Here is a 13,550-nt window from a genome sequence, read left to right as displayed (position 1 = left end):
CTTCAATAACATGGGCAAAAGTACACATTTTACCAACATCCAGTCTATATAACCAAGTAATAAAATTACTCGATAAGCAGAACATCAAGCAAATTAGCTTTGAAACACCTTGAAGTGAAGCTTATATTAACGTGAGTTCGACGAATTCAGAACAATGCAAGCTGTGTATCCATAGTCCTTTGTACATTGATGCAGGGCTTCTTTGGAAATAGGCAATATGCAGCAATTGCCCCTAATAAGTTGACGATGAAATTGTCAAAGCATCTATGTCTGGAGTGCTCTACTTGTGCAATGTTCTTAAGTTCATCATTCACCGTTTCTATAATGGCTCTTTTTCTGAGTAAAAGTCTGTCTGAAACACTCATTAAACATCCTTTCATGTTACTTTTCAATTTGGTTATAAGCTGTATTCCATCAACAAAAAGCCTTTGAAAGAGATTCTTGCTGATGTACCCTTTGTCACCGAATAGCTTACCATGTATGAAATCTATGAATGCTTTGTATTCCAAAGGCTTACTGTCATCAACATCTCCTGGCGTTATCATAAAGTTGAGAAGCTCTCCTCTCTCATTGCAAATCAAATGCAACTTGAAACCAAAGAACCAACCCATAGAGCATTTTCCTCTTTGAGCTATGCCTTTGAAAACCTTGTGAATATGTATTCTTTGGTTTTTGCAGACACGCAATGGTGTGCTGTCAACGAAGCTTATACCCGTGCATTTGCCCAAGAGAACCTTCTTGATAAACAAGGTTAAGGGTATGACTACATCCCTTTCCAATTCTACTAAACGGTTATAAGAAACAACTTTTGGAAACAGATGGCGAAGATGCTTGCATACTTTTTCAAGATAGAAATGTTTGAAGCAACGATAACCAGAATCGTGGAAAAGAATCATTATCAGCATAACTTCTCCCTTTGACATCGTAGAACTTCGATGATATTTTTTTTTCCCAGTAGGTTTTAGCGTATATTTTGCTGTCATTTCATCAAAAAACTTGCAGAAGTCGTCTGCCATACAAAATATTTCTATAACTTGGTCTTTGGTAGTCATTGCCTAATTGCTTTGTAAGCAATTGATTTTCAACTATAAAGTTACAAAAACTAACGAGATTACCAACTTTTAGAAGAACTTTCTTAAACCGAACTCACGTAATGATTCAGGTGAAGTAATAATATTCTGTCTTACAGGAGCAAACGTAGATGACAGGGATCGTAGAGTCTGGACGGTGTTTGCAAAGGTACTCTATGGAAAGGTTTTTGCTGACAGAGGGTATATTAAGCAAGAACTCTTCGATAGTCTGTTCAGTAAAGGTATTCAACTTGTTCATGGTCTTAAAGTAAAGATGAAGAATAAGCTTTATGCCCATGTGGGATAAGATTATGCTAAGAAAAAGATATATCATCGAGTGCATTAATGAACTGCTAAAGAACAAAGCGAACCTCGTACACTCACGACATCGATCGGTACATAACTTTATCATGAACTTATGTTCTGCCCTTACAGCATATTGCTTTTTTGAGAATAAGCCAGAGGCACTGCCTGTATATGTAGAAAAATCAAAGCAGTTAGCACTATTTGTATACTAAGCTTATCCCGAACTGGCGTATTGATAGGTTCCCCTTCTGCGCTTGTATCTTTATTGGTAAGCTCAATTAACCTTTCATCCGCACCTTCTTCCCTACGTCTTCTATTACCTTTAACTCGTTCTGTGGAATATCAGCATAGGTAACTTTCGTAGCTGGACTAACGATACCAAAGTCCATACCTGATTATTTATATGTAGTACCATGATATTGGCAGTATCATCATATTAGCCCATGGAATTGGGTAGACCTGCATTCGGGATAGACACTAATATAATAAGGTGTGTGACTGCTAATTCCTTTATATAAGGATGCATTTGCTCAGCACCAAACGAATAGTTTAGACTGACAGAGAAGATAGGATATGAAGAGATAGATACTAAAAATACCTCAAGTGTCTGACTGCTCAGAGTACACCCTGACGGGTCTAATAATGTTTCCTTGCCCGATCCATCTCGCGTCGGTCTTCCTTTTCCTTCAGTGTCTGCCGCTTGTCATATTCCTTCTTTCCCTTTGCCAATGCTATGTCAACCTTTGCACGTCCATTCCCATCAATGAATATCAATGTTGGGATAATCGTGAAGCCTGGTGTCTTAGATTCAGCTTCGAGGTTACGTATCTCCTTCTTCGTCAATAGGAGCTTGCGAGGACGCTTGGCTTCATGGTTAGCGTATGAACCATAGAAGTAAGGAGAAATGTTCATCCCTTGTACCCACATCTCACCTTTATTTATATAGCAGAACGAATCAACCAGTGAAGCCTTGCCAGCACGGATGGATTTGATCTCCGTACCCGTGAGTACGATACCTGCAGTGAATGTGTCCACAAAGAAGTATTCGAATGATGCCTTCTTGTTTCTTATCTGTACAGGTGATTTCTTTCTTCTATCTTGCTGTCCTCTATTCATTGTTCTATCTTTACAAAATTATCTATATGATCATCAATATAAGCCGCTATCATCTCGCACCAGTACTCCTCATTAACAATAAATTCATCATCGAACTCATCGAACTCTGGCATCTGCTCATACAATGCCATAAAATCATCATCAGAGACTTCCTTCTCTATCTCTTCGTGATACTTATCATAGTACTTCTTTGCATGCTTAATATGCGTATAAAGCTCTCGGAGTCCCCAGTTACGCATAGCAACGGCAAATGGATTCTTAAAGATAAAGGCACCATAACCATTATAGATTAATTGAATATATCCGCCCTCCATTACTTCTTGATGTAGATAACTCCAACCTAACAACGTAATTTGGTCGGCATTTAATTGCGACATAGTTTCTTGTGTCAACTGTCCACCAATAGCCGCATTAATTGCATTAATGAATACCTGAACAAAACTATCCATTCCTTCTTCAACGGCTTTGCGTATATCGCTATCTTTTACTTTGACGTCAATCATTAATCATTTTATTTTTAAACAATGAATAAACTATATGAGCAAGGCAGAAGAAGCATACAGCTTATTTGCCAAGTATTGATTTTTATACTTTGCAAACTTACATAAAATTATTTGATTTTATGCTTGTAGAATAAAAAAGTTGAGATTACAACACAAACCAATTATCTAAAACAACAAGTATCTCGCTCTAATCCCTCCTCTCGAAGGGATTAGAGAACGATTATCTTCTATTTTTTTGCATAATCTGCAATAAGTTGTTGCAGTCCTTCTTTCGTACGAGTGTCATACTTAGCGGCATCCATACTTGGAGTATCCAGATATTCAGCCGTCAGTTTTATTCTTGTCTTCTCACTTCGTGTACCTAATAAGGCTTTATCGCCAAGATAGATAGCTCCATTTCTGTCCTTCAACTTCAAATAAAGTTCGTCTTTATCTAATGGATGTTGCAGAATATAATTGCCTTTTCCATCGGTAAAGAGAACCTCGAAGAACTGCGGATGACGTGTTCCGATATTGATAGAACTGCTACCACCAGCATTTCTTAACGCACTGTCTTTTAAACCCTTTGTACCGATATAGGTCTTACCACCAGCATAGACGGTTACGTTGTCAGCCGCCTTGAACCTCTGTTCAGTATTGCCGTTTGCATCATTGTGTGTTAGTTTTACAGAAGAACCCATTGCCGGAGCATCAAGATCGAGAATTCCACTAATGCCTTTACCCATCTTCTTTTCAATAGACTCATAGATGATGGTGATGTTTCCCTCGTGTGTCGTGCCATCAGCAAGTACCACCTTACCAGGCACATTATAGATGTTCACGGAAGCTTTTTGGGCATCGTTCACCAACTGTTGTTCTTCCTCAACAGCCTGTTGTTCCTCTGCCTTAGCCTTGTTAGCCAGTCGCTGCTTGATGTCCTCCGTCATATCTCCCAATGTATAGCCGTTTGCAAGCAGTTTAGACACCATACGATGTGCCATCTCGTTCTCAGAGAGTTTAAATGCCGTCTTGTATTCTAAGAAAGGAAGTTTCCTATCATCACAGGTTGTTATATTGCTGAAATTCTCGCTGTTAGTCCACGATCTCAGTTTAATCTCGGCAACTTGATTGCCCACACGGTCCTTAATATAATAGTTTCTTTTGCCCAATGATGGTTCATTGACAAGAACCTTACCCACCATCACCTTGTTGATGATAATGTCGCCATCGTCATTGATGAAGAAAGGATGCTGTGCTGTAAATTCTTCATCGGCTTTCTCCATCTTTTTAACAACGGTATAGATGCTGTCCCATTTTGCAGAGAAAGGGCATGAACCCTGTGCGAAGAGGTTAGCAATGATAGATTTCTTGATGCCGTTCACTGCGAGGAGATTGGGTTTGCTATCTAACAGTTTGTAGGCAAAAAACTTCGTATTGGACAGAACTATCCTATCTTGCGGATTAGGTAATTCAAAGACTGCGCCCTCAGGCGATATAAACTTAAGCCACTCTTCTGGTGCGCTGACGCCTTGTTTCGTCTTATTGGTAATGAAAAATGTAAGAACTTGCTGCCCATCAAGTGTAGACAATTCGCACGTTCTTTTATCTTCTTTTAGAAGCGCTACTGATGTTCCATTAAGTAATACCGCTCCCTTCTTTATTTTCATATCCTGGGCATGTGCGGAAAGCACCATGAAGCTGGCGATGAAGCCTAATACTGTTTTCTTCATATTGTTTATTAAAATTTAATATTAAGATAATTTGTTTGCAAAGATAACCTTTTTTCTTGATTAATTAACAAATACTATACCTTTTTCTCGCTTTTATTTATCTCCAAAAATTGCATTTCCTGATTGACCTTACATAATATGACAACAGCAAAACGAGATACAGCAGAAGACAGCAAATGACCTCATTTGTAGATATTTTTCACAGCTCAAATTTCTATTGATGCTTATTAGGACTTGAATTAAGGCTTAATTGGCTTTGAGAAGACACCCTTTTGACGTCGAAGTAACGCCCTTTTGAAGCCCAACTAAGCACCTTTTTTTGCAGAGGTTTTCAACATTCTGATTAACAAGAGGTTATAAACACGCTAAAAAGGGACTTTTCTTATGATTTTTAGCTGCGAAGCATAAGAATTTATATCAATATTTTTCAAAGCGTATATATGATTATTTTTTGAATAAAAGAGTATTTTCGATAGATGAAAAGACCTATTCCTACTAATGTTTTCTGGCATATCTGCTTAGTATGATAAGTATAGAATGGAATAATACAGCAAATAGGAAACTTTGGTAAGCTAACTACTTTCAGCATACCAACAAAAAAGCCCGCTCTTAAAATGAGCAGGGCTTTAATACTATAGTTGTAAATTGATTACTCTTCAACTGGGCTGAAATCATCCTTACCTACGCCACAAAGTGGGCATACCCAATCATCTGGAATATCCTCGAAAGCTGTTCCTGGTGCGATACCGCTATCTGGATCACCTACCTCTGGGTCATAGATATAACCACATGTATTACATTCGTACTTTTTCATAATGCTTTTAATATTAATATTATTCGTTTATAATTTATCGAGCGCAAAGATATAAGTTTTCTTGCAATTATTACAAGACTAGATAGTTAAATTGTGTATCAGTGCGCATTATTTAGATCTGTACTCTGGTCTTAATTCCACACGAGGTATCTTCAATGTGTCGCCTGCTTTCATGGAATTACGTCCATTAAGCACTTGGAAATAACCAATCATATCTGCACCTAAAGTCCTGCGACTAATACTTGCCATCGTTTGTCCTTTCCGTAATACAATGACACGCTCTACCCCAACAATATTATAAGCACCATAGCGAATACGTGCGTCATTATTCATTTCAGCATACGAATCGTCTCTTTTCTCTACCTTCTTTATTATAGTGGTATCTCTCTTATTATCTTTCTGAATGACTTTTACGACATTATCAACTTTCTTCTTAGGAGATTCCACTTGCTGTATGGCAACTTTTCTGGTAGGTTTAGAAAGATTGATACCACCAAACTTTATCCATAAGACGACACCTAAGCAAGCGATAACAATAATGGCGATAACAGCGACTAACTTTAAGATGCTATTCTCTTTGTTATCGACATAACTCTCGATATTTGAATCGCTGCTTTCTAAATCTTCTTTTGTATTGTCCTTATCTTGCTTTGGCTCTGACTTAGGTTGTTCTATTTCTACCTTTTCTATATTAGGCTTATTATCTACCAACTTCTCTACCTTAGCGTTAGAGGTATCAGGTATTTGTTCTATGACAAGCTCATCCTTACTATCTTCTACCTCCGAGACTTTCTCTTCCTCTTCTATCTCGGGTTGCCCCTTTTCTTCAACAACATTAGGAACATCCTCTGATGAGTTAGAGTCAGCATTTGCATTCTCCTCTTCTGTAGGAATCTTTTCCAATTCCTTTGTGTCGACACCATCATTGATAACCACCGTCTCAAATTGTGAGAAAGGCTTATTTACTAATTCCTTCATCGCAGCATCGGGGGTAAAAGAAACCTTATCATGTCCTTCTATCAAGACACGTTCTCCCGTATTTACGTTAACGCTCTCACGTGGTTTAACGCGTTGAACCTTGAAAGTCCCTAAGCCTTTAATCTTAACTTGATTACCTTTCTTAAGCTCATCACTGATAATTGCAAAGAAAGTATCAACAAACGTAGCACCATCTGCTGCAGAAAGCTTATATTGCTTAGCTAATGCACTAGCAATAATTTGTATAACGGTCTTAGCCATTCTCCGTTCCTCCTTTCCTTACTTGACCTTTGATAGTTGCTGCCGGCTTAAAATTTAGAACCAATTTAGGTGGAACTAACATTCGTAAGCCTGTTGAAGGATTCACCATTACACGCTCTAAACGTTTCTTTACCTCGAACGTTCCAAAGCCAGAAACAGGTACAGCATCGCCCGTTTCAAATGACTTTGCCATCTGATCAATAACAGCCTTAACCATTTTCTGACTCTCGTCTTGTGTATGACCTGTCCTTGAGGCTAGCTCTGCTATGAACTCTTTATTATTCATTCAATATATCTTTTTAGAACTCGAAGAAGATAACTTAGATTATAAGTCTTTTATTCAGCAATTTCACCAAACAAATCAAACTCGTCAGAACCTGTGATACGCACATTATAGAAGTTTCCAATACGTAATTGCTTCTCAGATACTAGGATTAATACTTCTGGATCTACCTCGGGAGAGCAATACTCCGTTCGTCCTATATAATACTCCCCTTCTTTACGATCAATGATAACCTTGAATACCTTACCGACCTTCTCTGCTTCTAACTCTTCTGATATTCCTTGTTGAATAGCCATAAGTTCATCCAATCGGCTTTGCTTTACCTCTTCAGGTACATCATCCTTATAATGTGTAGCACTGTAAGTGCCCTCTTCCTCTGAATAAGCAAATGCTCCCATTCTTTCAAAGCGTGCTTCTGTTACAAACTCTTTTAGCTCTTCAAAATCTTCTTCAGTCTCACCAGGGAAACCAACAAGCAAAGTTGTACGCAAATGAATACCTGGCACCCGACAGCGTATCTCACGAATAAGATCTAACGTTTCCTGTTTGGTAACATGACGGTGCATTCTCGTTAACATGTTATCAGAAATATGCTGGAACGCAATATCAAGATACTTACAAACATTATCCTTTTTCGCAATAACATCCAATAAATCAAGTGGAAACTGATTAGGATAAGCGTAATGAAGACGGATCCATTTCACACCTTTTATATCTGCCATACGAGATATAAGCTCTGTAATATGGTGCTTTCCATCAAGATCCACTCCATAATAAGTAAGTTCCTGCTCGATAATCTGGAACTCTTTTACTCCTTGTACTACAAGATCCTTTACTTCATTTAATATTTCGTCAATCGGACGGGAATGATGTCTACCAGTAATCAAAGGAATTGCACAATAAGCGCAATGACGATCGCAGCCTTCAGCTATCTTTATATAAGCATAATGCCGTGGAGTTGTTAGATGGCGAGTACCATTGCAAGAGGGAATACTTGCCTTTCCTAAATCTGTCAATAACTGCTTATAATTAAACTTCCCATAGAACTTATCAACCTCTGGCAATTCTGCTTCTAACTCATCTTTGTAACGCTGTGAAAGACATCCCATAACGTACAAACGGTTAAGCTGTCCATTCTTTTTACGATTGATAAATTCGAGAATCGTATTAATACTTTCCTCTTTTGCTGCTTCGATAAATCCACAAGTATTAATGACCGCAATTTCTCCCTGCGGACGTTTTGCATCATGAGTACAATGATAACCATTTTCTTCAAACAGCTTCATGATAATCTCTGAATCAACAAGATTCTTCGAGCAGCCCATGGTTACAATATCTATTTGATTTTTCTTCATTCCGAATATAACAAAGCTTATTTCTACTTGAATAAGCTATCAACAAACTGAGCCTTGTCAAAGATTTGAAGATCCTCCATTCCTTCGCCCAGTCCAATGTATTTTACAGGAACTTTCAATTGATCACTGATTCCGATTACTACTCCTCCCTTAGCTGTTCCGTCCAATTTGGTAATTGCGAGGGATGTTATCTGTGTAACAGCAGCGAATTGTCGAGCCTGTTCAAAGGCATTTTGTCCCGTACTTCCATCAAGAACTAACAAAACTTCATGTGGTGCTTCGGGAACAACCTTCTTCATTACGTCCTTAATCTTCTTCAATTCATTCATTAAGCCTACTTTGTTATGCAATCGCCCTGCTGTATCAATGATAACAACATCGGCACCATTTGCCTTTGCGCTCTGCAAAGTATCAAAAGCGACACTAGCGGGATCGGCTCCCATCTGCTGCTTTATGACAGGAACGCCCACACGATCCCCCCAAATCTGTATTTGTTCTACGGCTGCAGCACGGAACGTATCAGCTGCACCAAGATAGACTTTCTTTCCAGCCTGCTTGAACTGATAAGCAAGTTTACCTATGGTTGTTGTCTTTCCAACCCCATTCACACCAACAACTAATATTACATACGGGTGGGATTCTTCAGGCAAAGTCCATTCAACGGAATCACCATTATTATTTTCAGTCAGTAATTCTGTAATCTCACCTTTCAGAATTTCATTCAGTTCGCTTGTAGAAACATATTTATCTCTCGCTACTCGTTCTTCAATTCGATGGATGATTTTAATCGTTGTGTCCACACCAACATCCGAAGAGACTAGTATCTCTTCCAGATTATCAAGCACCTCATCATCAACTTTCGACTTACCGGCTACGGCACGAGTTAGTTTCGTGAAAACATTTTGCTTTGTCTTCTCTAATCCTTTATCAAGTGTTTCTTTTTTCTTCTTGCTGAATAAACCAAATAATCCCATACGTAATTAGCTAATTTGATGTTGCAAAGATAATAAAAAAATGAGGAACAAGCAAATTAATTCAATGGATGGAAGGTCATAACCCATTATGTAACAGGAAAGACACAAGGCTGTATGGGCACGATTTTTACTAATATAACGGGTAAAGGGAATACAGAAACTGACGGAATCATCCGCTCAAAGAGAGAATATATTACAACAAATAAATAGATATCTAACCAGAAGCGAGCGAAAAAGAACAAAGAAAACCGACGAAAGGTGCTACCTAATTTTGTAATAGAATATTGTCATTTTTGACACTTATAATTGCGATATTTTCACCAAGGGCTTAGTTCGCCCTCAAATATGCGATTTTTGAGCACGTTTTGATAACACCTATAAATCACTGATAACCAATCATTTACAAAATTAGTACTAACTTTATGAACAGAAAGTACCATCATTTTAGGCAAAAATAACCTACTTTTCGCATAAAACGTAGCTACTTTTCAAGAAAAAAGTACTATCGTGTTGATGAAAAAGTACTATCGTGTTGGGTAAAAAGTACTATCGTTTTCAGAAAATCACTAATTCTTTTCGATTTTCTTGATAGAACTCGTACTAAAACACGCTATAATGAAAAAAATAATGTAAATACTTTTCTGGATAAATCCAATAGCGCAAAACCCAAAAGATAAGGCGAATTGCCCTATCTGTTCTTATGTTTTACGTACCAATTATGTACAAACATCGTATAGAATATGAGACTTACGGCAAGCGCAATGAGGCAAGTCCATAAAACCAATGTCCTTTCACAAGAAAGCATAGCATAAGATGCCACAAGTCCTAAACCAATTCCTGTCTCCCATGATAAGAGAAAAGTGCTTTGACTAGTTCCGCGTTGGCAATGCCCAGCTAGTTTAATAAAAAATAATAGGAATCTACTGCCTATAACACCTACTCCGAATCCCGTAAGCACAGGAGCAATATAAGAAACATTCGACTGGTTTCTTGTAAGCATTAATAGGACTGCTCCGCCCATGAATAACATTCCTGTCACCGCCTCACTACGTAAGTCGGCATTACTGAATGCAAATCGTTCGGCTATCAAAGCAAAAATAAAACCGAGCATGACGAATCCATAAAATCTTGGGCTCTGCTCTATAGTCAGTAATAAGCCGACAACGAATGTGATAAGCACCGTATTGATGAACAACCAATGACTTCCCTTCAATAGGAATCTGTCGAAAGAAAATTTGCATAAGTCTTCACTTGGTAGTCTAAAGGGAAAACCAACAAAGCTAACAAGAAGAAAAGATAACAAAATGCAGCCGCATGACAAAAGCAATACCGAACCGAAATTCATGTATTGATAAACCAATAATCCCGACAAAGGACCTAAGGCTAAAGCAAATCTCCCGAACCATGTAACAGCATAATTCGCTTCTGTTCGGTGTACAGCTTCTACGTCGTCAATTACGAGTGTGCTCAACAAAACTAATTGCGATAATCCGTAAAATGCCCCTTGTATGAATCGCAAGCCAACAAGAATAGTATAATCGATATTAAGATTTGGCTTTGTCGCTAAGTAATATGAGACGCCAGTAACAGCCAAAAGCAATAATGTGGATATCAAGAACACCATCTTCCTACGATAGCGTTGCACGAGATAAGCGGAGATATTACCAAAAAGATATATTCCGACAAAGAAAATGCCCAATACTATTACCATTTGCGACATAGTGTACCCGTCGTTTTTTAATTGCATTGGAATGATCGGGATTAACATATATGTCGACATTACTAGCAAAAGATTTGAAATTGCTAATGTCCAGAAATGCTTATCCCATAAGCGTACATGAATCGGGGTATTCTGAGTGTCCATAATATCTATCTTTTATATCAATCAAGCTTTGTTGAATCTTGTGAATCGCTTAATAAGATTCTTCAACTGACGGGAAAGATTTCTCTTTCACACACTTAATATATTCTTGTACGCCTTCTGTCATACACTGATTCACATTGGCAAAATGACGTAAGAACTTAGGTTTAAAGCCTTGCGTCATTCCGAGAGCATCTGCATATACAAGCACTTGACCATCCGTCTCATTACCTGCACCAATACCAATAGTAGCCGCTTTCACCATTGACGTTACCTTCGATGCCAAAGCTGATGGGACTTTCTCAAGCGTGATACCACTAACGCCTGCAGCGTCCAGTGCTAAAGCATCTTCGATTAGCTTCTTAGCTTCAGATTCCTCCTTAGCGCGAAGTCCATAACCACCGAACTTATGGATACTTTGTGGTGTTAATCCCAGATGCCCTATAACAGGGATTCCAGCATCAATAATACCTTTGACGGTATCTGCTATCTCTCTTCCGCCTTCCATCTTAACCGCCCCAGCCCCGGTTTCCTTAATTATTCGAATAGCGTTACGTATGCCCTCCTCACGGCTTACTTGGTAAGAGCCAAACGGCATGTCACATACAACAAGACAACGTTGGCAGGCTCGAACAACGGCACGTGCGTGATAGATCATTTGTTCTACTGTAATTGGAGTTGTATCCATGTTTCCAGCCATAACATTAGAAGCCGAATCGCCAACAAGAATACTGTCTATGCCAGCAGCATCAATGATTCCTGCCGTTGTGAAATCATAGGCTGTCATTTGCGTAATCTTTTCTCCGGCAGCCTTCATTTCTAATAATGTTTTCGCTGTTACCTTTTTCTTATCGGTTGTTAAATATCCCATGTCCCCTTCTTACCTTATTTTGGATTTGTGGGTGCAAAGGTACTCGTTTTTAGTTATTTGACAAAGTAAAACCTATATAATTGCTAATAACTTCATCTGTGTATTTTTTGATTTCAGCTATCGAATTTGTCGTAGCTAAGCCTATAACACGAGCGCCAGAGGCTAGTCCTGAACGCAAGCCATTGAAGCTATCTTCAAAAACGACACACTCATTAGCCGGAACCTCAAAGCGTGCTGCTGCTTTAAGATAACAATCTGGTGAAGGCTTACTTTCTGCAAAGTCTTCTGCTGTTAAGATAGCGTCAAAATATGATTGGAATTCTGGATGTTTACGATAAACATTCTGCATCTTCTCTATGTTTGAACTCGTAACGACGGCAGTCTTTATACCTTTGTTCTTTAAGTCTTTAACGAAAGACTCAAAGCCATCAATATAATTAAAAGGCATGTTCTGTTCAAATTCATTCAACTTTTGTGTTATTTCCTCTTGCTTTTTCTCTTCTCCTGCAAAATACTTATCATATATTTGAACCAAGGTTTGACCTTTAATGATATATTCAAAATCGGGAATCTCTGGACAATACTCCTCTTTCATGCCACACCAAAACGAGGTATATAATGACTCTGTCTCAAACACTACACCATCTAAATCAAACAAACATGCTTTTATCATTCTTTCTCCTTATTATATATTATAACAATGCAAAGTTACGAAAAGTTTTTGTAACTTTGCTTTCGCTAATTGATAATTAGGATGTGTACAATCGCTGATTATCAGTATTCTTCATAGCATACAATAATAAAGGAAATGATAGATATTATTAAGAAATACTTCCCTAATCTCACAGCAGAACAGGAAGAACAATTTAATGCGCTTAATGCCTTATATCACGAATGGAATGCGAAGATTAACGTTATCTCCCGTAAGGATATTGACAATCTTTATGAACATCATGTTCTTCATTCGCTCGCTATCGCAAAGTTTATAAAGTTTTGTGAAGGAACTAATGTCTTAGACTTTGGAACAGGAGGTGGTTTCCCCGGTATTCCTCTTGCGATTCTCTTTCCTGAAGCTAACTTTAAGCTCATTGATGGTACCGGGAAAAAGGTACGGGTAGCACAAGAAGTGGCAACAGCAATTGGACTTACGAATATTCTCCCTGCACATTTGCGAGGAGAAGAAGAGAAAGGTAAATTCGACTTTATCGTTTCGCGTGCTGTCATGCCACTTCCTGACTTGATGAAGATTGTAAAAAAGAATATTGCACGTGATCAGCATAATGTTCTGCCTAATGGAGTAATTGTTCTTAAAGGTGGTAATCTTGATGAAGAGCTGAAGCCTTATAAGAATATAGCTGAGAAAACAGAGATTTCACAATGGTTTGATGAAGAATGGTTTAAGGGGAAATACCTTATCTATGTACCTGGATAAGTAGAATAGTAAGCTTA

14 protein-coding genes and 1 pseudogene are annotated in these 13,550 nt (G+C 38.2%); 2 read left to right on the top strand and 13 right to left on the bottom strand.

What is annotated here, in order from left to right; all coding sequences use genetic code 11:
* Positions 1–146 precede the first annotated feature (146 nt).
* Positions 147–1,052, bottom strand: a complete 906-nt coding sequence (locus tag J5A55_RS03685) for an IS982 family transposase (RefSeq protein WP_004383592.1) — start codon at positions 1,050–1,052, stop codon at positions 147–149.
* Between the two features lie 100 nt (positions 1,053–1,152).
* Here J5A55_RS03685 and J5A55_RS03680 point away from each other — a divergent pair.
* A pseudogene (locus J5A55_RS03680) lies at positions 1,153–1,588 on the top strand (transposase); the annotation flags it as partial.
* A 224-nt stretch (positions 1,589–1,812) separates the two neighbouring features.
* On the opposite strand, the gene J5A55_RS12285 reads toward J5A55_RS03680, so the two are convergent.
* The 12 genes from J5A55_RS12285 to J5A55_RS03625 all read right to left on the bottom strand — a co-directional run bounded on the left by J5A55_RS12285 (position 1,813) and on the right by J5A55_RS03625 (position 12,774).
* Positions 1,813–1,995, bottom strand: coding sequence for a homocysteine S-methyltransferase family protein (locus tag J5A55_RS12285; RefSeq protein ID WP_394357752.1), 183 nt, complete (start codon positions 1,993–1,995; stop codon positions 1,813–1,815).
* Between the two features lie 17 nt (positions 1,996–2,012).
* On the bottom strand, positions 2,013–2,492 hold the full coding sequence (smpB, locus tag J5A55_RS03675; RefSeq protein ID WP_004383589.1) for an SsrA-binding protein SmpB: 480 nt from the start codon (positions 2,490–2,492) through the stop codon (positions 2,013–2,015).
* The gene (locus J5A55_RS03670; RefSeq protein ID WP_004383588.1) at positions 2,489–2,995 is read right to left on the bottom strand and encodes a DMP19 family protein; all 507 of its coding nucleotides are present in this window, start codon (positions 2,993–2,995) and stop codon (positions 2,489–2,491) included. The genes smpB and J5A55_RS03670 overlap by 4 nt, the downstream gene beginning before the upstream one ends.
* 227 nt (positions 2,996–3,222) lie before the next feature.
* Positions 3,223–4,704: a hypothetical protein gene (locus J5A55_RS03665; RefSeq protein WP_004383587.1), complete on the bottom strand. Its 1,482-nt coding sequence runs from the start codon at positions 4,702–4,704 to the stop codon at positions 3,223–3,225.
* Between the two features lie 649 nt (positions 4,705–5,353).
* Entirely contained in the window at positions 5,354–5,518 is a 165-nt protein-coding gene (rd, locus tag J5A55_RS03660; protein ID WP_004383586.1) for a rubredoxin, read from the bottom strand.
* 108 nt (positions 5,519–5,626) lie between these two features.
* Positions 5,627–6,757, bottom strand: coding sequence for an HU family DNA-binding protein (locus J5A55_RS03655; protein ID WP_004383585.1), 1,131 nt, complete (start codon positions 6,755–6,757; stop codon positions 5,627–5,629).
* Positions 6,750–7,043: an HU family DNA-binding protein gene (locus J5A55_RS03650; protein ID WP_004383583.1), complete on the bottom strand. Its 294-nt coding sequence runs from the start codon at positions 7,041–7,043 to the stop codon at positions 6,750–6,752. The genes J5A55_RS03655 and J5A55_RS03650 overlap by 8 nt, the downstream gene beginning before the upstream one ends.
* A 50-nt stretch (positions 7,044–7,093) precedes the next feature.
* Complete coding sequence (gene rimO / locus J5A55_RS03645; protein ID WP_004383581.1) at positions 7,094–8,395, bottom strand: 30S ribosomal protein S12 methylthiotransferase RimO; 1,302 nt, start codon at positions 8,393–8,395, stop codon at positions 7,094–7,096.
* Between the two features lie 23 nt (positions 8,396–8,418).
* Positions 8,419–9,369 (bottom strand): signal recognition particle-docking protein FtsY, encoded by a 951-nt coding sequence (gene ftsY, locus J5A55_RS03640; protein WP_004383580.1) that lies wholly within the window; start codon positions 9,367–9,369, stop codon positions 8,419–8,421.
* Between the two features lie 688 nt (positions 9,370–10,057).
* A complete protein-coding gene (locus J5A55_RS03635; RefSeq protein WP_004383578.1) occupies positions 10,058–11,233 on the bottom strand; it encodes an MFS transporter in 1,176 nt (391 codons plus the stop codon).
* 49 nt (positions 11,234–11,282) lie between these two features.
* Positions 11,283–12,101 (bottom strand): 3-methyl-2-oxobutanoate hydroxymethyltransferase, encoded by an 819-nt coding sequence (gene panB / locus J5A55_RS03630; RefSeq protein WP_004383577.1) that lies wholly within the window; start codon positions 12,099–12,101, stop codon positions 11,283–11,285.
* A gap of 49 nt (positions 12,102–12,150) precedes the next feature.
* On the bottom strand, positions 12,151–12,774 hold the full coding sequence (locus J5A55_RS03625; RefSeq protein WP_004383575.1) for an HAD family hydrolase: 624 nt from the start codon (positions 12,772–12,774) through the stop codon (positions 12,151–12,153).
* 135 nt (positions 12,775–12,909) lie between these two features.
* Between J5A55_RS03625 and rsmG the strand changes: the two genes are divergently transcribed.
* Entirely contained in the window at positions 12,910–13,533 is a 624-nt protein-coding gene (gene rsmG / locus J5A55_RS03620) for a 16S rRNA (guanine(527)-N(7))-methyltransferase RsmG (RefSeq protein ID WP_004383574.1), read from the top strand.
* Positions 13,534–13,550: the final 17 nt, after the last annotated feature.

Source organism: Prevotella veroralis (assembly GCF_018127765.1).
GTDB lineage: Bacteria > Bacteroidota > Bacteroidia > Bacteroidales > Bacteroidaceae > Prevotella > Prevotella veroralis.
The sequence above is the reverse complement of the archived record's forward strand: the minus strand, read 5'-3'. Positions and strand labels throughout refer to the sequence as shown.

Excerpts from the sequence above, each read along its gene's own strand:
- J5A55_RS03685 (WP_004383592.1), bottom strand. The coding sequence starts at position 1,052 with ATGACTACCAAAGACCAAGTTATAGAAATATTTTGTATGGCAGACGAC.
- smpB (WP_004383589.1), bottom strand. The coding sequence starts at position 2,492 with ATGAATAGAGGACAGCAAGATAGAAGAAAGAAATCACCTGTACAGATA.
- J5A55_RS03670 (WP_004383588.1), bottom strand. The coding sequence starts at position 2,995 with ATGATTGACGTCAAAGTAAAAGATAGCGATATACGCAAAGCCGTTGAA.
- J5A55_RS03665 (WP_004383587.1), bottom strand. The coding sequence starts at position 4,704 with ATGAAGAAAACAGTATTAGGCTTCATCGCCAGCTTCATGGTGCTTTCC.
- rd (WP_004383586.1), bottom strand. The coding sequence starts at position 5,518 with ATGAAAAAGTACGAATGTAATACATGTGGTTATATCTATGACCCAGAG.
- J5A55_RS03655 (WP_004383585.1), bottom strand. The coding sequence starts at position 6,757 with ATGGCTAAGACCGTTATACAAATTATTGCTAGTGCATTAGCTAAGCAA.
- J5A55_RS03650 (WP_004383583.1), bottom strand. The coding sequence starts at position 7,043 with ATGAATAATAAAGAGTTCATAGCAGAGCTAGCCTCAAGGACAGGTCAT.
- rimO (WP_004383581.1), bottom strand. The coding sequence starts at position 8,395 with ATGAAGAAAAATCAAATAGATATTGTAACCATGGGCTGCTCGAAGAAT.
- ftsY (WP_004383580.1), bottom strand. The coding sequence starts at position 9,369 with ATGGGATTATTTGGTTTATTCAGCAAGAAGAAAAAAGAAACACTTGAT.
- J5A55_RS03635 (WP_004383578.1), bottom strand. The coding sequence starts at position 11,233 with ATGGACACTCAGAATACCCCGATTCATGTACGCTTATGGGATAAGCAT.
- panB (WP_004383577.1), bottom strand. The coding sequence starts at position 12,101 with ATGGGATATTTAACAACCGATAAGAAAAAGGTAACAGCGAAAACATTA.
- J5A55_RS03625 (WP_004383575.1), bottom strand. The coding sequence starts at position 12,774 with ATGATAAAAGCATGTTTGTTTGATTTAGATGGTGTAGTGTTTGAGACA.
- rsmG (WP_004383574.1), top strand. The coding sequence starts at position 12,910 with ATGATAGATATTATTAAGAAATACTTCCCTAATCTCACAGCAGAACAG.